Source organism: Terrimonas ginsenosidimutans (assembly GCF_022012415.1).
In the GTDB taxonomy this organism is placed as follows: Bacteria; Bacteroidota; Bacteroidia; order Chitinophagales; family Chitinophagaceae; genus Terrimonas_A; species Terrimonas_A ginsenosidimutans.
The window spans coordinates 92082-115548 of record NZ_JAKLTR010000002.1 but is presented as its reverse complement, the minus strand read 5'-3'; the positions used below and the strand labels follow the sequence as shown (position 1 = coordinate 115548).

Here is a 23467-nt window from a genome sequence, read left to right as displayed (position 1 = left end):
CTGTTTTCGCCGCGTCCGCCGCGTATAGCCGCGCTCGCTGCGTTCCTTTTTACGCCAACCATATATTAAGTTGGCATCGATGGTGCCGCAAGCATCAACACATCAATTACTGAGGGATAAACAGTATCGCATCAGCCGGCAGATACCCATCGGCATTGGCATTGCTGACTTCTACATAGCCCTTTTTATCGCTTGTAAATTTGTGCTTACCAAGGCTTACCCATTCTCCGGATGTTTGACCTTCTACAATGATCTCCGCAGGTTTGATCACAATGCTTTTGTTACCATCTGCGGTGGAGAGTTGAATAGGGATCTGAGAACTGATCTCTTTCATTTTCGGAATATAGATGTACACCTGGTAGTCGCCGTCTTTAGCGATGGCAGGAATGAACTGAATAGATTTCGCTTCTTTTCCTTTGCTGCTGTCAACAAACATTGACCGGCCATAAGCGCCTTTTTTCAACACCTGCCAGTTGCCGGTCGCTTTAACGTTTGCCTGATCATCGTTATCCACCATTATTTCAGGTGTCTGGCCGTTCATCAGGGGGTCGCTCTTCAGTTTCGCCTGCAGCTTTTTGATGTCAACACCGTGCACATCTGTTCCATTCTCTATTGCCAGAGAAGCAGCGATGGCGGCTGATTGCCCAAGAACCATGAAGACGGGCTCCATACGAATGGAACCATACGCGATATGCGAAGCCGACAAACACACAGGCACCAGCAGGTTATCAGCCTGGCCTTTCTTAGGAATAAGAGAACGGTAAGAGATCGGGTAAGGGCCAAAGCCGCCGATCTCCACATTGCCTTCGTTCTTAACCATACCATTTACCACGATACGCTGGCAATTGTGTGAATCCATGGTATACGCAGCCAGGCCGACAGCATCATCCGCCACTTCACGACCTTCGCAATTATGCTGCGTCATTACATATGCGCCAACCATGCGGCGCGATTCACGCACGTACATTTGTGGAGACCAGTTACCATTATCTGTGTATTCATCCTTTGGATACCCCCATTGCAGCATTTGGTTTCTCAGATGCTCAGGCATACGTGCATCATGGCCGATGAAATACAGAAGGCCTTTGGTATAATCTTCATGCTCTTTCTGGATCTTCTTTCTTGTAGCATAATCCGCTTCAGGAAAATTATGGTTGTACCCGATCATATCTGTTGAGATCGGGCCGTTGTTATTGATGTCTGTTTTATTGTTCGGCATCAGGTCAAACTTCAGAAACCCCCAAAGGTCGCCGGGTACTTTCTTTTGCAGGTAGCGGAGCAATAACTCATAGCGTGTCGAATCATAGTTATCCGGACGGGTAATCGTTACGCGATTCTCCGGTTTGTTGCTAAGGCAGATCCTGAAATTATAGGCCTGCACCTTTTTATCGCCGGCGCCTCTTTCGGCAAGTTGTCCGTCGCTAACGCCCCAAACAAGTCCACTGGAGGAATCGCCGGGTACTTTATACGGATCAATGCCATCAGGGAACTGATGTCCTTCCAGCAACTGCACCCCGTTATATGTTTCATTGTACAAGCTGTTGGCTTCGCGGCCAACTGTATAGGAAACTCCCGCGCGGGCCATTACATCGCCCTCATAAGAGCAGTCGATGAACATGCCGGCGGAGATCTGTTGAGCACTTCCATCATCATTCTGAACAGTAATGCTGCTGATCTTTGTTCCGTTCTTCTCCACCTTCTCCACCCTGTGGCCATAGATCACTTTCACACCAGCTTCCTGTATATATTGCTTCATCACGTTTTCAGCAACACCTGGCTCGAAGATCCATTGTTCAAACTTTCCGTAGTGCTTTCCGATGCGGCGATAGACGTCGAGCGACAAACCGTTTATGGCGTATTTATTACCGATATCAGTATAACCCAGGCCACCGGTGGTCAATCCACCCAGATGCGCACCGGGTTCAATCAAAATAACTGTCTTGTTCATCTTCACGGCAGTATATGCGGCGATCACCCCGGCTGCATTTCCGCCATAGATACAGATATCTGTTTTCTCCTCTCCTGCTTTACAACCTTGCATGGAAACAAAAAACAGACTACAAAGTGCTAAAAGCACAACTCCTGAATACTTCATGATCATGATTTTTCATTGAAAGAAATAGGCTGCCTCATCAAGGCAGGAAACCTAAAAGTGCAGAGAGATCTATCGTTCCACAAGTTTCAGAGGTTTCATAGGTTTCACATGTTCCATGATCCGGAACAACTGTTATCAAACCTATGGAACCTATGAAACCTATGAAACCTCTGAAACCTATACAACCTATACAACCTCTGTAAATCCACCTGTCCCGCGGCCGGTTAATATCCCGGATTCTGGTCTGTTGTCGGATTCAGCGCGGTATTACCATTGAACTCCCGTGGAGGGATTGGCCACAGCATATGTTTTTCTGCCACATCAATATTTTCGATCTGTTTGATGGTCTCTTTCCAGATTCCCAGTCTTTGCAGATCAAACCAGTGTTTTCCTTCCCCTGCTGTTTCATATCCACGCTCGAGCACAACGCGCCTTACAAAGGCATCGAGTGTCGGATAGTCTGACAGTTTCAGGTCGACCGCAGCATCTGGTGTACCGACAGGTTTTCCGTAAGCACGGCGTCGGACCATGTTCAGTTTTTCCATTGCATCAGCCGTTGGAGCACCACTCGCACTGGCTTCTGCTTCGGCATGGAAGAGAAGAAGATCAGCATAACGATACAAAGGATAATCATTACTTCCCTGCTGCACTGTTGCCGTACGATCACTGAACTTTTTAACAAGCACTGTTGTAGCACCTGCACCAACATTGGCAGGATACCAGGTGAAGCGATAACGCAGATCTGCGCGATCCCAGTTTCTCATAAAGAGATTCAGGGAATCAGCATAGATGGTACCAAAGCCGCCACGCGGAAAGTATATGGTGGTTGGAGCATGCAGGTAAGCGAGATACTGATACCCCTGACCTGATACCTTGGTAGAATATTTGAAATAGAGGATCTCTTCAGAAGTGTTGTTTGCATCTGGTCCAAAGATCTTATCAAAATCATCCGCGACAGATACGTTCACCAGTGAATACTTTCTGGATGCGATCACTTCCGACGACGCTTTTCTCGCCAGATCATACTTCTTCAATGTCAGGTATACTTCGGCCAGCGTGGTTTTTGCCACCCATTTTGAAGGCGTACCCACCAGGCGTGGGTTATCAGGAAGATTATTTTCTGCAAACACAAGATCTTGCTGGATCAGGTCATAGATCACAGCAGCACTTGTCTTTGGTACATTGATAGAATCAAGATTATTCTCTGTATGCAAAGGCACTCCTGACCAGTTTCTTACAATGTGGAAATAATAAAGGCCTCTCAGGTAGCGCGCTTCTGCGATATATCTTGTTCTTTCAGCTTCCGTGATCGCGTTAGCTAACGGGGCTTTCTGAATAATGATATTTGCATTGCGTACGCCTTTGTAAAAGTTATTCCAGGTATCGGTGATCCGACCTACGTTGGTATTATCCAATCCCTGGTAAGAGTTCATCGGAGCAAAGCTTCCGCGGCCATACATGTATTCCGTATTGATCTCATGCTGGATCGTGTAGAACCCGCCAAATGTAGAGAGATAACGAACCGTTTCATAGATCGCATTCAAACCGGATTCCATTTCAACCGGTGTATTATAAAAATTCTCCACAGCGATCTGCTGTGGCTCTTCATCCAGGAACTTGGAGCAGGATGTAAGTGACACCACACAAACAATCAGAAGTCCAAAAATATTTTTCATATCGAATGATTTAAAAGTCTTGATTAAAAACCGCAACGGAAGCCAACTGTAACGGATTTGTTGTTTGGATAAACTGTAAAGTCAACGCCCTGTGTTAAAGAGTTAGCGCTGCCATACGCGTTCACTTCAGGATCATATCCTGAATAGTTAGTGATCCTTACAAGATTTTGTCCGCTGACATAGATCTGTGCTGATTTAAGCGCGCCGAGTTTCCAATTACTTACCGGAAGAGAATAGGAAAGCATGATATTTCTCAGTTTCAGGTAGGAACCATCTTCTACAAAACGAGTAGAGAAGTTGCCATTGATCTTATTGGACGGCTTTGGATACTTTGCATTTGTTTTTTCAGGCGTCCAGTGATCTGTATAGACTTCCACAGGCTGGTTCAATCCCCAACCCATATCCAGGTTTGCCGCTTTATTGAGATTAAAGATCTGGTTGCCCTGGCTTCCCTGGAAGAACAACGTCAATTCGAAATTCTTGTAGCGTGTAGTTGAATTCAATCCGTAGATGAACTTGGGATTGGGATTACCGATAATGCTTTTGTCAAAATTATTGATCGCGCCGTCAGTATTCTTGTCCTCGTATTTGATCAATCCATTATCTGTATACCCGATCTCTTTATATCCATAGAATGCAAATACGGGCTCACCCACACGCAGGATGTTCACATAGTCGTTGATATTGCCGGTAAAAATATTCGGTCCAACGATGTCCTGACCTTCATAAAGCTTCTCTACCTTGTTCTGGTTGAAAGCGATATTACCGCCAAGGGTCCATTTCCAATCTTTGTTTTCAACCGCCGTAGCGTCAACAGCGATCTCCACACCACGGTTGCTGATCTCTCCAACATTCCGCAGCGACACCTCATATCCGAACGAAGTCGGCAATTGAACCTGGTTCAACAGGTCTATTGTTCTTTTGTAATAATAGTCGGCGGTGATACGGATCTTATTATTCAATAATCCTGCATCTATTCCAACATCCACCTGATCGGTTTTTTCCCATTTAAGATTGCCGGGATACTGGCTGCGTGGCGCATAACCAATGGCCAGCGCATCTCCGAAAATCGTACTGTATGGCTGCAGAATATTCTGTGTCTGGTAAGCCCCGATAGAGGTATTACCGGTACGTCCGTAAGATGCTCTTATTTTCAGATCAGAAATAATCCTTGAGTTTTGAAGGAATGATTCATTAGACACCCTCCAGGCGATCGCTGCAGAAGGAAAATTCTGCCAGCGGGATTCTTTTGAATAAGCTGAATAACCGTCACGACGGAAGCTCAGCGTAAAAAGATAACGTTGGTCGAATGTGTAATTCACCCTGCCAACAAATGAAGACAATGCCGTTTTAGAGTAGGATGAGCTTGGCAAACCTGGTATTGTTGCAGATTGGATATTTCCGGTGAACACAGCGTTGCTAAGGAAATCCTGCGCATTACCGGATCCCATGTAGGTATTTTTGTCTACCTGGTTTGCCATACCGCCAACAAAATCGAGGGCATGTTTTGCCGCAATCGTCTTTTTATAGGTAACGATATTTTCGTTAAGCAGCGTAGTACCCTGGTTGGTGTTTACATTCGCATTACCCGGAGAATTCAAACCATACGGATCACGGTTCCTGAAATTATCCTGCCGGCTATTGCTGTTCATAAGATTCCCGGAAATTCTGAACTCGAGGTCTTTTGACAGTTTTACGCGAACGTTCAGGTTCGAAACGATATCATCAGCTTTTGTTCTGTTGATCACTTCGTTCTGCAAAGCCAGCGGGTTGATGATCGCATTAGAAATAAAAGAGTAAACTGTGTTCATTCTGACATAGCGGCCGTTAGCGTCATACGGGCCTACCGTTGGCGGAGCAAATAACATGGCGCCGAACAGATCGCCGCCACGGTTGCCGATATTGTTGCCCTGATGAGATCTGTCACTTCTTGTATAGGCTGTTGTATATCCGACAGTAAATACTTTGCCGAGATCATGACTCAGGTTTACGCGGAATGAATACCTGTTGTAGTCAGAGTTTGGAATAATGCCTTCCTGCGTAAATACCCCGCCGGAAAGAAAGAAACTTGTTTTGTCATTACCGCCGGAAACGCTCACATTACCTGTGTAGATGGGTGCGTTGCGCATCATCAGGTCCTGCCAGTCGGTTCCCTGGATGCTACTGAATGAGTCAAGCTGTTGCTGTGTAAAATAAGGTGCGATATTATCATTCTTGGCCTGCTCATTGTACAATGAAGCGTACTGCAAAGGATTCAGCAGTTGGATTTTCTTTGTTACAGACTGCACGCTGTACCCCATATCCACGTTCACTTTTGTTGGCTGGTTCTTTCTGCCAGCCCTCGTCGTGATCAGCACAACGCCATTACCACCTCTTGAACCATACATTGCTGTTGAAGATGCGTCTTTCAGGATCTCCATTGATTCGATATCCGCATTCTGCAGGTAAGTCGGGCTGCTCGGAAAACCGTCGATGATATACAATGGTTCGTTTCCGCCAAGGATCGAATTTGCACCACGTATCCGCACGCTTACGGACGAACCCGGCAAACCTGAATTTTGCATTACTCTTACCCCCGGTGCACGGCCACTCATGGCCTGCAATACGTTGGTTGTTGGGAATGAACTAAGATCTGCCCCTTTTACCTGGGAAACGGATCCCGTCAGATCACCTTTCTTTACTTTACCATATGCTACTACGATAAGTTCTTCGCCGCTTTTCAGATCGGGATTCAGCGTAACATCGACTGTCGTACGGCTGCCAACAGTAATTTCTTTTGCTTCAAAACCTACATAAGAGACCAGGAGAATGTCACCTGGCTGCGCTTCAACAGAGAACTTACCTGTAGCATCAGTGCTGGTACCGGTATTCTTGTTTTTTACTACCACGGAAGCACCGGAAAGCGGTTGTCCCTGATCATCGAGTACACGGCCTGTAATTGTCAATGGCACTGGTGCTGCTACTTCAACAACCTGCGGTGTAACAGCTTTTCTCTTTATTACAATAGTACTGCCGACGATCACATATTCGAGCGGCTGATCTTTAAAACATGCTTTTAATACGTCTTCAATGTGTGCATTGGAAAATTGCACATTCACTTTTTTTGCTTTTGCTACCTGTTCCAAATCGAAAAAGAACACATAATTTGTCTGCTTTTCAATGGTTTCAAACACTTTCGGCAAAGAAGCATTTTTCTCAGACAGCGATATCGTCTGACTATTGCCCGTAGCGCTTACCTGTAAACAGGTTACCAGCATGAGAAAGGCAATGATTTTCATAATAAGCAATGTTTTGACTATCGGGTGTCGCTGCAGACGCCAGCGGCCCGACAAAAGATTAATTTGCATACATTTGATGTGTTTAGTGTAATTAAATGTCTACCCCGAGAATGGTGGCGTCAACACATTAAACTTCAAGCTGGAAGTATTCGCAGTACTTCTGGCTTTTTTAATGCCCGAGCCGTCAATCGATTAGGAATCGATCATACTTGATATTTGATGGTTTATAGTTTAGAAGTTTTGATGTTTACGAGGTTAGGAGTTTAAGAGTTTAATAGTTTAAGAGTTTAATAGTTTTAGTGTTTATCGACGAATCCAGGCGTTCCGTATAAAGGCTCTGCTTATAACCTTTAAACTATTAAACTATTAAACTTTAAAACCCATAATCCCGCCCTCAGCCTTTCACTTATTTATTGATTACAGTGATTGTTTTTCCTTCCACACGGAATTTTACATCGCTGAATTCAAGCACTTTCAGTATATCGGTCAGCGAACTTGAGCGCGAGATCTTTCCGCCGAATTTTCTTTCGGGCACAGTGCCGTCAAACCTGACTGATACATCATACCAGCGCTCGATCTGGCGCATGAGACGATCGAGCGGATCGGCATTGAACTGGAAATAATCATTTTTCCAGGCCAGTACCTGCTGAACATCGACATCATTTACCATCTTCATTCCGCCATCGTTTTGAGCCAGGGCCTGTTGCCCCGGCTTCAATAGCAGCTGCTTTGATGGAGAGCTGACACGAACCGATCCCTCCACCAGCGTAGTTGCCATCGCTGCTTCATTTTCATAGGCCATTATGTTAAAGTGGGTGCCCAGCACCTCTACTTTCATATCTTTTACCTGTACGCGGAATGGTTGCTGAACATTACGGGCCACTTCGAAATATGCTTCCCCATTCAATTCCACCTCGCGCGTTGAACCGGTAAATAATGTTGGGTAACGCAGGCTGCTTTCGGCATTCATCCACACTTTGGTTCCGTCAGGAAGTGTTAAACGATATTTTCCGCCCCGGGGCGTAACTATGGTGTTGAACATTACTTCATTCTCCTGTTTATTATTGGATTGATATGCTAATTCGCCGTTTGCGAGCTTTACAACGTTTGAGCTGCCCTGGCTGGCCAGCACTCCATTCTGCGCGTCTGTAAGTGCTACAACAGAACCGTCGGCCAGCGTCAGCATGGCCTTATTACCTCCCGGCTGTATCTCTGAGGAAATGTTCTCCACTTTTGGAGGTTGCTCTGCAATTGCTCCAGGCCGGTCACGCATCAAGAACTGATACATTCCAAGGCCTGCCGCGATCAGTACTGCAGCCGCTGCGGCGTATCGCCACCATTTTCGTTTGGAAGAAAAGGAAATTACAGGAGCTTCCTGTGCGGGTTGCTGACGTAGCTTTTCCCACATGTCATTAAATGCATCGGAGGAAGAATATTCAGGGGAGATTTCCTGCTTTTGTTCATATACGGAACCGAGCAGTTCCGAAACAAGACTGCTGTTGTCTTCGTCCTGGATAAGATCTTTTAACTGCCTGAGCTCAGATGCAGTAAGCTTTTGATCCCTGACGTATTTATCCCAAAGCAGTCGCAAGGTGTCTTGTTTAGTCATATGGCATTGCATGCTTTAAAACCGGGTTGACGGCAGCATACAGTAAAATGACGGATAGGAAAGCGGGAGGAATGCGTTTGCTGGAAAAAATATTTTCTTCAGAGGAAAAACAGTGCTAACCAGCAGATAAGTGGTTCATACTGATATTGGGAGAGATATTTCCGGATGGCTGCCAATGCGCGCACCATATAAGATTTAGAGGTCACGCGGGTAATATTCATCCGTTCAGCGATCTCGGCATGACTGAGTCCTTCAAACCGGCTCAACCTGAAAACCTGCTGCATTTGCGGCGGGAGGTGATCCACTGCATCATGCAGCAATTGCTCCAGCTCACGGTATTCAGCGTCTTCGCCGGGCGTTGCAGCATCCTCGGCGAAATAACTCACCAGGTATTCTTCGTTTTCAGCCGTAAATACCTTTTTGCGCAAATGATCGATCGCCAGGTTACGGGAAACAACATTAAGATAAGCGCGAAAGCTTTTCACGTCCTTTAACTGCTCACGATTATGCCAAACCTTCATGAAAGTATCCTGTGCAAGATCCTTAGCCAATTCGGGAGATTTGAGAATTTTGAGGCCAACGGCATGGATCTGATCCCAATGCTGCTCAAAGATCTCTCTGAACGCATGTTGATCGCCCGTGGATAGGCGTTGAAGCAAGTTGGCTTCGTTATATGATGGGATTATAGACAAGCAGCAGCATCGTTAGGGTGCTAAAGTAATAAAATTTTGATTGATTTATCAAATCGGGTCATTTTGACGAAGAATTACGCTCTCGCAGACAAACATATTGCACCGGAATTTAATAATCGGTAAGCCGGACCGGGGCTGGATTCCCGCTGATCTAAGCAGATCAATGCGCGCAGATCAGCGGGAACCACACGCAAAATATATGTATGAACATTTCGAACCTTGAAAGGAAAAATTCGATCAGCCGTTAAGGTGACTGTTATGAACTTTATCCGCTTTTTTTACAACTGCAACTTTATCCCTATTTCCATTATCTTTCCCCCATGGCCCGCAAAAATAAAAGACTGGTACATCTTTTCGGAAACATGGCGAAATCAATGGAGCCGTATTATCATCAACTCGACCTCCGTGCGGTCGACGAACTCACTGACGAAGCCTTTGCCTATATCATGCCCAATGTAAAAGGCGTGAACATGCTTGATCTGAATGAAGCTGAGATCGGCAACGAAAGCATTGAACTGCTTACAAAACTTGAATACGTAAAAGAACTTCGCATCAAAGGCTGCCGCAGTATTGACAACGGATGCATCGGATCACTGAATAAGATCAATGGCCTTGAATTTATTCATGCCCGATACACCGGCATCACGATCGACGGATTGTTACAACTGACGGGACACCCGGGAATGAAAACGCTGATGTTTTCAAATGATGCAAACGAGGACTTGCGTGAGAAGATGCTGCAATTAAGATCGCTTATGCCTGCCTGCGAATTCGTGATCGATGCAAAAGGCTATTACTTCGACGAGGAACCGAACTATCCCACCTGACGAAACAGGCTCAGGATCCTTTCGTGCGCTTTTTCATCATCCAGATCAATAAAGTAATCCTTCTGCCACTTCTGTGTCCTAAGCGCCTGGTCATTAGCCGGGAGATCCCATGGCGGGTATACCCGGATCCCCCTTTTACCTCCTTTATTACTTACTGCAATTATTTTCTGACGGATCAATAATGCTTTAGGGAAAACAAATTGTCCGATCTTATCTGCCAACCTGCAGGTGATCAGCACCATATCAAAATCATCGGCGGCATCCAGCGGAGCCGTAATGCCTTCCTTATTACGTTTCCATATCGTTACAAACTGGCCTTGCTTTGCTGGTGTGATATTTGCACTGCGATGTTCAACCGTATGGTCATCCAACTTAAAAGTACAGGCAGCATAAGCCCCTCCTTCCCTGTGCTGCACAAAACTTCGGAAAGATATTCCTGCTTTATCATACAACCGCTGCTTTATCATCGCTATATCAGCAAACAATCCACCCTGTATTTGTCCGGATGATTTTATTTTTTCGGCACACATAAGTGTTTACAGTTTAGATCAGATCATCAGTAATATCTATTATCGCTTCCTGGCTGTTTTCGCATCCACCATTTTCAATACAACATAATTCAGTAATGGAAATATGAACAGGAATATGTTTCCCGTCCTGATAATAGAAAATAAAAACAGGAACAAAAATAACAGACAGAGAGTAAAAAGCTCGATTGACACCCGTTTCCGGTAAACGAGCACCAGGTTTGCCAGCTGACAAACACCGAGGGCAATCAGAAAACCGGCGGAAAGAGAAAAGGTAAACTGCCATCCTTTATACGAACGGACGAGAAAATACATGACCGATACGACAAGTGCCAGCAGCAGGTTTATACCGAAAATAGTACGCCACTGTTTAATATTTCTGATCGCCATAGACGCGGTAAAGTAAAGTAATTATTCATTCAAAAAGACAACCCGAATTTTCTGAAAGTCATTAGTTACCTAAGAAGACAGGCATCATTTCGAAGTCAGATTTAAACAATCCATGCACGATCAGCTATCGCTGCAAAGTAACGCGCCGCATTTTTGCCTCACAAAAAAATACTCTATGATAAAAAGGGCAATGAGCGTTGCACTCTGCATGGCAGTTATCGCAACAAGCTGTAACAAGGACAAAGACGATGACACAACAACCTACCAGGTAAACGAAGACAATTCTGTAGCCGAATGGACCGGCCGATCCACTCCCACTACCAACAAAGGCTTCATCGGCGTCAGCAAAACAGCCATCAAAGTAAGAAACGGTAACATCGTGGGCGGCAGTTTCATCATGCCGGTAAGTTCGCTGCAGGTTACTTCAGCGCCACCTCCCGGTCCGCCAGTGTTACTGAACCATCTTAAAACTGCCGATTTTTTCAATCTTGTGCTGCACCCCAATGCAGGTTTTGAGTTCAAAAAGATCGAAACATTCACCGGTAATGAGCCTGCACTTCCGGGTTCCAATTTCCGGATCACGGGCGATTTCACCCTGATCGGCTCCACAAGGGAGATCAGTTTCCCCGCTAAAGTAACTTTCGCCGGAGACAGCCTGCATGTTGAAAGCACTTTTAAAATAGATCGCACAAAATGGGGAATGACCTATCATGCAGATCCGATCCATGGCAACGACCAGATCTTTCCGGAAGTTGATATTCACCTGAAACTGCATGCAGGGAAGTAAAAATTAAAAAGAAAAAAAACACCTAGGATAAAAGGCGCTAACCTTCACATTCAGAGGTGTTTTTTTTCTTTTTAATTTTGGCTTTTTAATTACTACTACAAATTCAGTATTTCCCATCTGTTGCATTGAGGACATTTTTGTACCGTCATTAACCAAAAGCCTCAACGCATGAAAAAGTTTCTTTCCCTTCTCAGTCTTATGATATTCGCAGTTGTCCTGGACGGCTGCAGGAAAAATCCCGATGTACCGGGCGGGCCGGACAATCCCAATATTCCCGGTATACCGACTGAAGGTGTAAAAATCAACACCAGTATCTTCGGCCGGATCGTGGATGAAGCTGATAAACCACTGGCGGGGGTTACCATTACCGGCGGCGGTTCTTCTACCACGACGGATGAGAACGGGATCTATTACATCACTAATATTATGCTTGACCAGGCAAGAGCATATATAGAAGCAACTAAACCCGGGTACTTTCACGGTTCGCGTATTTTCCAGCCAATTAAAAACGGACTCTCAAAACCACCGTTGATCAAACTTATGCAACAAAAAAGCATCGGAACTATCAGTGCTACTACAGGCGGAGCCGTGGAATCGAAAGGCGGTACACGCATCGAAATCCCGGCCAACGCCATAAAGGATTACACGGGAACGATCAATGTTGTGGCCAACTATATAAATCCTACGATCGCTGATTTTGCCGCAAGAATTCCTGGTGATATGGCAGCAAATAATTCAACCAACAAACGTGGTACACTTGTATCAATGGGAATGTCACACCTAGATCTGCTTGACAACAATGGAAATAAGCTGGCGATCAAAGCCGGTTCACAGGTGACCGTTTCACTTCCCGTCCCCAAAAGCTTACAGGCAAAAGCAAGTGCAAGTATTCCGATGTGGTATTTTGATGAGACCAAAGGGATCTGGACAGAAGAAGGAACCGGTACTTACCAGAATGGAAAGTATGTTGGGAAAGTATCGCATTTTTCTGTTTGGAATTATGACCACTTCTATGATTTTATGAACCTGCCTTTTATCCTGCAATGGATGCTGTCAAAAATCAATCCTGATCAGAGCACAATGGATCAGATACTGAACAATCCACCAACCTTCCAGTTGACTGTAAAAGATAAAGCAACCAAGAACACGCTTTACAGCAACACCTTCCCAACGCCAACACCGGTTCCGAACGCAAATCCCCCACGATCAGAGACATCTGTAACATTTCCGCTGCCCAATATTGCGGATGTGATGGAAGTAACCGTAACGCCCATTCAACCAGGAGGGCCTGACTATCCAACCAACACTAACTATTCATCGAATGCGGATGATGTAGTTCCACCGGCGCCCACATTTGCTACAGAACAGGAAAGTGTAACACAGGAAGTCCGTCCGACAAACCCACCAACGACTATTACGATCACCATCCCTCCTTCCGGCGGCGGTGGTGGCGGTAATGGTGAAACTGTGGTGAACGTCAATGGCAAAGCCGTCAATTGCAATAACCAGCCGGTCACACGCGGCTATGCAGTGATGGTAATGAAAGCCGGTAATACGGTGATCAGAACAACGACCGCACCCGTTTTTGGAACAGAAGGACGCTTCACCGCACAATACGTTTTCTACAACGCCTTGCCGAACCGTGTCGACAATGTATTGCTCACCGTCTACGACCTGCAAACTGGTAAGAAAACAAAAGACATTGCCTTGCAACTGAATCCTTCGGTTGCCTATATGATCCAGGATCCGGTAAAAGTCTGCGAAGACAATACACCGCCATCAAGCGACGGCAAAGTATTCAACGGAAACTATAGCATCAATAACGCCGCTACGCTGAAAGCCTTCATCGATTCAGCATACAATACAGTCAATGGAATACTTTATATAGCCAATGTATCCGACCTCAGCGGAATTACCGTATTAAAAAAAGTGGGAGGACTTGAATTGCGGAATACCACTATCACACAACTTGGAGGTCTTTCTCAACTCGAAAGCATCGGCTGGTTGTCTGTAGTAGCCAGCAGTCAACTCGTCAACCTGGCGTTCCCCAAACTGGCAAACAAGACCATGCAGGGGATACATATCAATCACAACCTGGGTCTTGCCGCCGTTACACTTCCGGGCATTGAATCAGTAAGTCCCCTGGGAAATGACTACATCACGATCACCGGAAACCCGGTCCTGAAAACGCTCTCTATTCCGCAATTGAAGTCGGTTGATAAATGCGGATTCATTGAGATCACGAATACCTCGCTCACCAACCTGGGAACTTTTGCCAATGCGACGGGAACGATCGGAAGTTGGGGATTGACGCTCGTAGACAACCCTGAGCTGACCAGCATGGCGGATATGAAAAACATTGTGATCACTGGCCGATTGACCATTGATCAGAATCCTAAACTCACTAACCTGACTGGTTTCAATATACCTTCAAACGTGACAGATTGGGTCACGATCACCAGAAATGAAAAGCTGACAGATATCAGTACAATCACCAGCAAACTTGTATCAACAAATGGTCTGACGGTATCCATCAACGCGGCGCTTACGGCGGTCAATTTCCCGCTGTTCGAAAAAGGAGCGTTGTCGATAAAAGATAATGCCAACCTTGCCAGTATCAGCTTCCCGAAATTAAAAGAGGCCGACGGGGTTGTGATCGAGCACAATATCAAAGTATCATCTATCAACCTGAATGCATTAGAGAAATCTACAGGCGGCATCTACCTCTCCGGTGGTTACGAGGCAATGCAGGCGCTGACCACCTTCGACCTGCCCGCGCTAAAGAATAGTGGAAGATTTCTCATCGAGTGGTGCCCGAATATTGTTAACCTCGATGGATTCAACAATCTCGAATCAGTGAACGGGGACCTGACCATCAGTAACAATGGCTCAAACGGATCTGCGGTAAAAATGATCACCATCAATGGCTTCAACAAACTGTCTAGTCTGCCTTATTCGTTAAACCTGGAAACCGCAGCCGGGAATACCTATACCGGCCCACTCACACAGATCAAAGGATTCAAAACATTGAAAACGCTTGGTGGGATGCTTAACATTGGAGGATTGAATCTAACAGATATCTCAGGTTTCAGTGTTCTTGAAAGTATCGGCCAGGATTTCCGGATCATCAAAACGAAGCTGGCAAGCGTAAATGGATTTGCCAAACTGAAAAGTATCGGACAGTCGGAAAGCCGAACCATATATGTGCAGGATAATCCAGCCCTCATAGACTTCAAGGGATTCACCTCTCTTATTACAGTAACGGGTATATACATCGTCAGAAATGATGCGCTGACAAGCATTGACGGCTTTAACGGCGTAACATCAATGACAGGGGGAATTACGCTGGTACAAAACAAGGTACTCGCCAACCTGAATGGACTAACAAATTTAACCGGCAGCACTAACGGTATTAATATAAATGGGAATGAGCTTCTCAAAAATCTTTGTGGCTTAACGAAGATCGCGAATGGAGGCGGCACGATCTCCAACTATACTGTGATCAACAATGGCTACAACCCGACATTGCAAAACCTGCGGGCCGGCAGTTGCAGCAACTAAGCAGTGAGGCACGAAAGATGCAACTACCATGCATCAAACAACAGGCGGCTCTTTAAAGAATCGCCTTTCTTTTATAGTAATATCCTTAAACGACTACCGCATGGATGTGCGTTCCGCCGGTTTGTATTTATCGTGCCACCATAACAACGCACCAAAACAGATGGCATGTATCAATTGCGCTTCGATAGCACCCCAGTTCTCAATGGATGCACTGCCCAGAATAAGAACGGACATTAATAAGAGGCCCGCATAGATCGTATACCGGAAGAAAACGCCGATAAGCAATAACACGCCGATGATCGCTTCCGCAAATGGGAGTGCATAACTGAAAGGAGTGATAATACTATCCGGTAGAACTGATTTCTGCATGGATTCGCGCATCCACTGACTGAAGCCTGCAAGCTTTGGTAATCTAACTAATCCATGCCCGAGCATGGAAACCGCTATCGGCAAGCGGAGAAAGAAAAAGGTTGATTTGAAGTTTGTCATTCTTGAAAGTACAGCTTTTTACGTGTGCAGTACTGGCTAACTGTTACATTGGTTTAGGATGACTGCATCAAGCCTCAACGTTGATCGCCGTGGCTGGAACGCGGCGAGCGCAACGATACGCGGCGAAAGCAACGAAATACAACACTTGTCATGGCTGCTTTCGCCGCGTCCGCCGCGCTCCTATTTCGCCAATCGAAATTAGCAAAGCCCCCTATCAACATCTATCCGAGCGACTTCAACCACTGCACCACATCGTCCTTTGTTTTCCCCAGTTTTTGCTGCAAACGTCCCAATAATTCATCATCCTTTCCTTCTTCGTATTTCAGATCATCATCGGTGAGGTTAGCATGGGCCTGTTTCACTTTACCTTTTAACTCATTCCACTTCCCTTTTAATTCCAGCTTATCCATAACATAAATGTTTTAGTGATTAAATAGAATTCCTGAAGTAAGGATACCAAAAGCGGGCCGCGAAATAAAGTTGCAAAAAACAATGGCCTGATCATTCAAGTCATTTTTTACCTAACATGAATAATCCATTAAGCCCGGAAAAAAAATTATAAAAAATTTGGTTATTAAAAAAAAGGCTGTACTTTCATCAAGTAAAACGTTATACTAAAACGTTTAATTGCCATAAGAAATAATTCCAAAACGATTGTTTATGCCTACACAATTCTTCCATTATGCGCGTGGCTGCAGTCCGGCCATGTGCTCACTGATCCGCTATCAGCAGCAAGACAACAGTCCCCCGGCATTTTCTTAGCACCGTCCTATTTTACTTCATCGTATATTCAGCAATAGCTTACGTATTGCCAGGCAGATCTGTGCCAGTACCTCTATCGTAACAACCTTAGCCTTCCTGTAAAAATTCAGATTGCTTCCTTTAATGCACTTCGGGTCACGATCATGCGTGCGCGTGCGCCTGCGGCTGCCTGCACCTGTCATCTGATTGTTTGATCGCTTTGCGCGGCAAAACACATCTTTCATCCAAACTGACGATTGTCATATGAAAAGTAAAATCACCTTTCTACTGCTAATGAGCTTCCTGTTCATGGGCGCCTCTGCACAGCAACGCGCCGTTACAGGAAGAGTAACCGCCACCAATGGTACGGTCGTACCCGGTGTAACCGTTACGCAAAAAGGAACAGGCAATGCCACGGTCACTAATGATCAGGGGAATTATGCCATCTCCTTACCCACCGGTTCAATACTGGTGTTTACCTCAGTAAACTATCGGACGGAAGAGATCAATGTTGGCGATCGAACGGTTGTCAATATATCCCTTACAGATACGACTACCACACTCAGTGATGTAGTCGTGATCGGCTATGGTAATCAAAACAGGAAACAATTAACGAGCGCCATCACGACCGTTAAACCGGACGAATTCAACCGTGGTGCGATCGTTGATCCCGCACAATTGTTACAGGGCAAAGTAGCCGGTCTGAACATTACCGCCAGCGGCAACCCGAACGCACCCGCTGCCGTGATCCTCCGGGGCGCTTCCACGCTGAACAGTTCACAGTCGCCCTTCTACGTCATCGATGGAATACCGGGCGCAGATATTTCCATTCTCGCCCCGGACGATATTGCCACGTTTGATGTATTGAAAGACGCTGCGGCAACAGCGATCTACGGTAACCGGGCAGCCAATGGAGTGATCATGGTAACGACGAAAAAAGGAAGGAAAGGCCAGGCAACTGTCTCTTATGCGGGATATGTCGGCTTTGAGAAAGTAGCAAAAAGACTGGAGATGATGAACTCCGACGAACTCCGTGGCCTGCTCACAGCAAACGGCCAGGCTTTCACGCCGGCAGATGATAAAGGCGCATTTACAGACTGGCAGAAAGAAGTGCAGCAATCTTCCGCAACATCGCACAACCACAACCTCTCTATTAGCGGCGGTACCGAAAAAACAGTCTACAGCGCAAGCATCAACTATGCAAAAAAAGAAGGTATCATGCGTTTCAGCGATCTCGACCGCGTGATCGTCCGTCTCGCACTTGATCAGATGGCCATCAACGATAAAGTAAAATTCAGCCTGATGGTAAGCAACTCTAACAGCGTTGCGAACAATGTGCCTTATCTCAATACCGTTCTCACACAAATGATCCGATACCTTCCTGTATCCCCGGTCAAAAATGCAGATGGGACTTATTTTGAAAACTTTGCTACAGTGAACTCTTACAATCCTGTAGCAATGATGGAGCAAAGCCAGTCAAAATTGAAAACAAACACGCTGATCGGAAGCTTCAATACGAACGTGAAACTTCCATTTGACCTGACTTACGATGTAAATATCTCCTATCAGAATTCCAACCGCCTGCTCGGCGAATATTACAATGCGTATTTCTCCAAATACAGTGCCCTTGCCAACTTCGGCACCAATGGCCTGGCATTAAGAAATTCTTATCAGAACACGGTCAAAACGCTTGAAACATTTCTGACCTGGAATAAACGTTTCGGAGAACACAGCCTGAATGCCGTTCTCGGTTACTCCTGGCAGGAAAGCATTATTGGCGAAGGCTTTCAGACAACCAGTACTAATTTCCCTGTAGACAATATCGGATATAACAACCTTGCTTTAAGTAATCCTTATGCGATCGGGCCTTTCCGTGTCGACTTCGGCGCTGATGGCATTTACCAGGAAGTTCGCCTGATCTCGGATTTTGCGCGGGTGAACTATAACTTCAGGAACAAGTATCTTCTTCAGGCTTCGGTTCGCCGTGATGGAAGCTCTGTATTCGGTGCGAATAACCAGTGGGGCTACTTCCCTTCTGTCGGCGCATCCTGGAGGATCATCCAGGAAGATTTCATGAAGAATCAAACACTGTTCTCTGACCTGAAATTACGCGCAAGCTATGGCGTAACAGGTAACTCAACTGGATTCAATGCCTATACCGCACAGATCATGTCCGGCAGTCTTGGCACATTCTATAGTAATGGTACGCAAACGGCGGCATATGGGCCAACTCAGGCAGATAATCCTGAGCTGGAATGGGAAAGAACAAGCATGACCAATATCGGTCTCGATTTCGCCTTACTCAAAGGTAAGATCTCCGGTTCTCTTGAAGTGTATGACAAAAACACAACAGGGATGATCTACGGATACAATGTAAATCCCGCCCTGATCCCAACCGGCCGTATCACTGCAAATGGCGGTAGCATGAACAATAAGGGAATTGAACTTACATTGACAGCTACTCCCGTAAGCACAAGCAAGTTCAAATGGAACACCAGCATCAACCTTGCGCATAACCGCAACGAGATCACGAGCCTTACAAACCCACTGTTTGCGGGAGGAGATTCAGTCAGGATCACTTCACCAAACGGACAGGGACAAACAGGAAGCAGTATCCAGATCCTTAAATCCGGCAAACCTGTAGGACAGTTCTTCACACTCGACTATGCAGGTAAAAACGCAAATGGTGTGTCCCAGTATTACGATAATAAAGGCGTGCTGACGCTGACACCCCTGATCGGCAGCGATTACAAATACCTCGGCAGCCCGCAGCCAAAATTGCTGGCCGGCTGGTCGAACTCATTCAGTTATGGCAACATCGATCTGAACTTCTTCTTCCGTGGTTGTTTTGGCAATAAGATCTTCAATGCAACGCGTGCAGACCTGTTCCGCCCAAGCACCGCACAGTACAGCAATATCCTGAAAGACGCGGCTGCAGAATCTGTTAACGATGTAAACGTGTTCAGGTATTCTTCCCGTTTTATTGAAAGCGGCAATTATGTCCGCCTGGACAATGCCACTCTCGCTTACACCTTCCGCAACCTTGGGCCGCATATCCGCAATATCCGCGCATATGTATCCGGCAATAACCTGTTTGTGATCACCAATTATACAGGTATTGATCCGGAGATCAGCCAGGGAGGTCTTGCTCCGGGTTACGACAACAACAATTTCTATCCGCGCACACGGACCATATTGCTTGGCGTTAACGTAACCTTCTAAAACTATTAACTGAATTCAAATTCATGTATATGAAAAGAATCATAAGATACTTGCTCACACCGGTACTGTTGATCAGCGTCCTGAGCTCCTGCCATAAGATCGATGTCCCGATCACCACGGAGCTTACTCCAAACGTATTCCCTCAGAATGATGCTCAATACACCCAGGCGATCGGGCCGGTTTATACAGCACTGCGTTCTGACTTCGGCGTAGCCTATTGGTTCGAACAATCACTCAGCAGTGATGAAGCGATCATGCCTGCACGCGGTGGCAACTGGTATGACAACCAGAACTACCGGATGCTCCATTATCACGACTGGAACCGCGACCATGGTTTCACCAGCACTTGCTGGAACTACCTTTCCCGGCTTATCGGAACGAGCAACCAGGCGATTTCTATTCTCAGACAAACCATGCCTGAAGGCGCCTCGAAGAACTCAAATATCAGCGAGCTGAGAACAATGAGAGCAATGGGATATTATATGATGATGGATCTCTTCGGGAATCTGCCGCTTGACACACTTTATGGAGATTTCAAACCAAGAGCTAACGTGCCACGGGCAGAAGTATTCAACTTCATAGAAAGCGAAGTAAAAGCCGCATTACCCTATCTCAACCCTGCGGCGGGTGTCACCACTTACGGCCGGGCCAACAGATACACAGCATTTGCCCTTCTTGCCAAAATGTATCTAAATGCAGAATATTACACCGGAACTGCGCGCTACAACGATGCTATTATCGCCTGCGATAGCATCATTCAATCCGGCAGATATGCACTTGAGCCAAGAAGTTCTTACCTGCGGATGTTCTATCCGAACAATGGTCCGCAGATGAAGGAATTCATTTTCGCCATTCCGTTTGACCCGACAGCACTTCCTTCTCCTGGAACAAACGGCATGATGTATCGCGCGAGATATGATGTTCCCCGTTCAATGAGAACCAAGTACTCCCTCCCCTATACACCCGAAGGACCTGAAAGCACCTTGCCTGAATTTTACGCACACTTTAACGACCCTGGCGATGTGCGGAACGGAATGTGGCTGACAGGGCTGCAATACAACCATGCAGGTCAGCCGATCATCGTCAACACTACAAAAAAAGGTTACGACTTCACTTATACCGGATCCGATGGCTCAGCGGCATACGCCTATCATGTGAACCTCACACCGAACATCGTACTTCGCCTGAACGCTGCTACGTTTGACGTTGGCAATGATGAGATCGGCTGGAATATGGGCTATCGCTGTAATAAATTTTACCCTGACAGTACATCGATCTCACGCAACCAGAACAATGACATGCCGATCTTCCGCTACTCCGACATCCTGTTGATGAAAGCGGAATCGATCCTGCGCGGCGGGACAGCCACGCTCGGCCACACAGCGCTGTCTCTGGCAAATATGTTACGTGCAGAGCGTTCAACATCCGCACCGCTTGCAACTGTTAATCTCGACTATATTTATACAGAAAGAGCGCGCGAATTTGTTCACGAAACATGGCACAGAAATGACATGATCCGCTTTGGCAAATTTGAAGGCGCATGGGGCTTCAAAACAAACAATGAAACATACCGCCGTATCTTCCCCATTCCAACAAACGCTTTTGTATTAAACCCAATGCTTATCCAAAACCCCGGCTATCAATGATAGACGGCCACCAGGCTGCTACCGCTGAATTATCCTGAAACTTTTGAAATAAATCATTTATGAAAAATATAAACAGAAACGAATTCCTTAAAACATCAATGAAGGCAAGCGCTTTGGTCGCACTTGCCCAATTCGGAAGTCCGCTGCTTTCTTTCGCGCAGTCAACCGGTCAGGGTGGCGACGTGGATACCGCTTTCATGGACAGCCTCGTCGCAGCCAACGACACCAGAGTAGGAACCATTCTGCAGGCAGGGCGTGTTGGTGCCGGCCGCGCACTGGGTCAGGATTTCGCGTTCATTGCATCAGCCTTCGCATCACCCGGCTCCAAATATTATCATGATGCCAAAGTAGTCGACCATCTGCAAAAGCTGACCAACACACTGCTTGAACATCAATCCGAGGATGGAACGCTGAATGCAGGCAACCTGGAGTCACCACCGGATACTGCCTTCCTGATGGAATCACTGACCTGTGGCGCCTACATCCTGCAAAAAGACAATTCCGCGTCAATGAAAGAGATCAATGGCCAGATCAAAAAGTTCTCGCAGAAAGTTGGCGAAGCACTGATCCATGGAGGCGTGCACACGCCGAATCACCGTTGGGTCGTTTGCCAGGTACTCGCAAGATTGAATGAACTGTATCCCGATAAAAGATATCTCACCCGCATCGAAGACTGGCTGGGAGAAGGCGTGTTCCAGGATAAGGACGGCCACTATCCGGAAAGAAGCCAGAATTATGCGGATGTTGAAAACAATTCCATGATCACACTCGGCCGTTTACTGAACAGACCCGCCATGTTCGACTATGCCAGAAAAAATCTCGACATGGCTTACTATTACATGGATCCGAACGGAGACCTGACCGTGAACGACTCACGCCGCCAGGATCAATGGTCATCCAAAAGCATCATGGCGTTTTATCTGCATTACCGTTATCTCGCGATCAAACAAAACAATGGAATGTTTGCCGCAGTTGCCAAATTCATCGAAACACTGCCAGGCTTTGATAAAGACATTATCAATAACAGGATCTATGACTTCCTCGAAAATCCTGTACTGCAACAGCAACTGCCAAAGGCTACAGAATTACCGGTTAATTTCGAGAAGCTATTCACCACTTCAAGCCTCTTACGCATACGCCGCAACGATACAACAGTAACACTTTTTGGCGGATGCGATCTTCCGACGATCATTGCTTCCGGCAGATCCAATAGTCCGAATTTCTTTGCATACAGAAAGGGAAAAGCAATCCTCAAATACATGCGCCTGTCTTCTTCGTTCTTCAGCATGGGATATTTCTATAGCGACGGGATGAAAAAAGAGGGAAACAAATATGTATTGTACCGAAAACTTACCGCGCCGTATTATCAGCCGTTGCCAAAAGACAAACGGAAGAAAGATGGCGACTACAAACTATCACCTAGCATCGACGATCGCTTCTGGAATAAGATGGACTTCTCCAATCGCCCTGTCAGCAATGTAAAATCATTGGAATCAAAAGTAACCCTGACTGAAAATAACGGAGCCGTTCAACTCGACTTTGAAGTAACAGGGCCGGAAGGCGTTAGCGTAACCATTGAACTTTGCTTTAACGAAGGTGGCAAACTCTCCGGTGTCACCACAGCACCGGAAAACCAGAATGCCTCTCCTTACGAAAGCAATTATGGAAGGAATACAGCAAATACACCGGGAGAGCCAAACAGTTTTCTCACCACTGGAGAAGGCAGTTACGAATTCGGCAATGACAAGATCACATTTGGACCCGGCACGGGAAGTGTCAGAGCAGTACGCGGCCTCGAAGGAGAACGATACAGTACACATTTTGGCAGCCTGAGAACTAAAGGAATGTACGTTTATCTCACAGGAAACACCCCCTTCAAACATACGCTGAAACTGAGTTAACAAACCACTATAAAGACTGACTCGAT

General features: G+C 46.1%; 15 protein-coding genes. 6 read left to right on the top strand and 9 right to left on the bottom strand.

The window, feature by feature from the left end:
- Positions 1-106: 106 nt before the first annotated feature.
- From LZZ85_RS03125 to LZZ85_RS03105, 5 genes are all read right to left on the bottom strand, one after another.
- Positions 107-2095 (bottom strand): FAD-dependent oxidoreductase, encoded by a 1989-nt coding sequence (locus LZZ85_RS03125; RefSeq protein WP_237868479.1) that lies wholly within the window; start codon positions 2093-2095, stop codon positions 107-109.
- Between the two features lie 224 nt (positions 2096-2319).
- Positions 2320-3771 carry a RagB/SusD family nutrient uptake outer membrane protein gene (locus tag LZZ85_RS03120; protein ID WP_237868478.1) on the bottom strand — a complete coding sequence of 484 codons (1452 nt, stop codon included), beginning with the start codon at positions 3769-3771 and terminating at the stop codon, positions 2320-2322.
- Positions 3772-3794: 23 nt separating this feature from the next.
- A complete protein-coding gene (locus LZZ85_RS03115; RefSeq protein ID WP_237868477.1) occupies positions 3795-7049 on the bottom strand; it encodes a TonB-dependent receptor in 3255 nt (1084 codons plus the stop codon).
- A gap of 406 nt (positions 7050-7455) precedes the next feature.
- Entirely contained in the window at positions 7456-8658 is a 1203-nt protein-coding gene (locus LZZ85_RS03110) for a FecR family protein (RefSeq protein ID WP_237868476.1), read from the bottom strand.
- A 98-nt stretch (positions 8659-8756) separates the two neighbouring features.
- Positions 8757-9317, bottom strand: coding sequence for an RNA polymerase sigma factor (locus LZZ85_RS03105; protein ID WP_237868475.1), 561 nt, complete (start codon positions 9315-9317; stop codon positions 8757-8759).
- A gap of 353 nt (positions 9318-9670) precedes the next feature.
- Here LZZ85_RS03105 and LZZ85_RS03100 point away from each other — a divergent pair, with 353 nt between their 5' ends.
- The gene (locus LZZ85_RS03100) at positions 9671-10177 is read left to right on the top strand and encodes a hypothetical protein (RefSeq protein WP_237868474.1); all 507 of its coding nucleotides are present in this window, start codon (positions 9671-9673) and stop codon (positions 10175-10177) included.
- Here LZZ85_RS03100 and LZZ85_RS03095 read toward each other — a convergent pair.
- The gene (locus LZZ85_RS03095) at positions 10165-10707 is read right to left on the bottom strand and encodes a MepB family protein (RefSeq protein ID WP_237868473.1); all 543 of its coding nucleotides are present in this window, start codon (positions 10705-10707) and stop codon (positions 10165-10167) included. The genes LZZ85_RS03100 and LZZ85_RS03095 overlap by 13 nt on opposite strands.
- Positions 10708-10746: 39 nt before the next feature.
- Entirely contained in the window at positions 10747-11094 is a 348-nt protein-coding gene (locus tag LZZ85_RS03090) for a hypothetical protein (RefSeq protein WP_237868472.1), read from the bottom strand.
- Positions 11095-11269: 175 nt separating this feature from the next.
- Between LZZ85_RS03090 and LZZ85_RS03085 the strand changes: the two genes are divergently transcribed.
- A complete protein-coding gene (locus LZZ85_RS03085) occupies positions 11270-11881 on the top strand; it encodes a YceI family protein (protein ID WP_237868471.1) in 612 nt (203 codons plus the stop codon).
- 168 nt (positions 11882-12049) lie between these two features.
- Positions 12050-15442: an astroprincin family protein gene (locus LZZ85_RS03080; protein WP_237868470.1), complete on the top strand. Its 3393-nt coding sequence runs from the start codon at positions 12050-12052 to the stop codon at positions 15440-15442.
- 93 nt (positions 15443-15535) lie between these two features.
- Here the strand turns inward: LZZ85_RS03080 and LZZ85_RS03075 are convergent, their stop codons facing one another.
- Both LZZ85_RS03075 and LZZ85_RS03070 read right to left on the bottom strand, forming a co-directional pair.
- The gene (locus tag LZZ85_RS03075) at positions 15536-15931 is read right to left on the bottom strand and encodes a MauE/DoxX family redox-associated membrane protein (protein WP_237868469.1); all 396 of its coding nucleotides are present in this window, start codon (positions 15929-15931) and stop codon (positions 15536-15538) included.
- Between the two features lie 221 nt (positions 15932-16152).
- Positions 16153-16341, bottom strand: a complete 189-nt coding sequence (locus tag LZZ85_RS03070; protein WP_237868468.1) for a CsbD family protein — start codon at positions 16339-16341, stop codon at positions 16153-16155.
- 595 nt (positions 16342-16936) lie between these two features.
- Between LZZ85_RS03070 and LZZ85_RS03065 the strand changes: the two genes are divergently transcribed.
- From LZZ85_RS03065 to LZZ85_RS03055, 3 genes are read left to right on the top strand one after another with little or no spacing between them, the layout of a single operon-like run.
- Positions 16937-19894 (top strand): SusC/RagA family TonB-linked outer membrane protein, encoded by a 2958-nt coding sequence (locus tag LZZ85_RS03065; protein WP_237868467.1) that lies wholly within the window; start codon positions 16937-16939, stop codon positions 19892-19894.
- 29 nt (positions 19895-19923) lie between these two features.
- On the top strand, positions 19924-21540 hold the full coding sequence (locus tag LZZ85_RS03060; RefSeq protein WP_237868466.1) for a RagB/SusD family nutrient uptake outer membrane protein: 1617 nt from the start codon (positions 19924-19926) through the stop codon (positions 21538-21540).
- A gap of 59 nt (positions 21541-21599) precedes the next feature.
- Positions 21600-23441: a glycoside hydrolase family 88 protein gene (locus LZZ85_RS03055; RefSeq protein ID WP_237868465.1), complete on the top strand. Its 1842-nt coding sequence runs from the start codon at positions 21600-21602 to the stop codon at positions 23439-23441.
- The last annotated feature ends 26 nt before the right edge of the window (positions 23442-23467 follow it).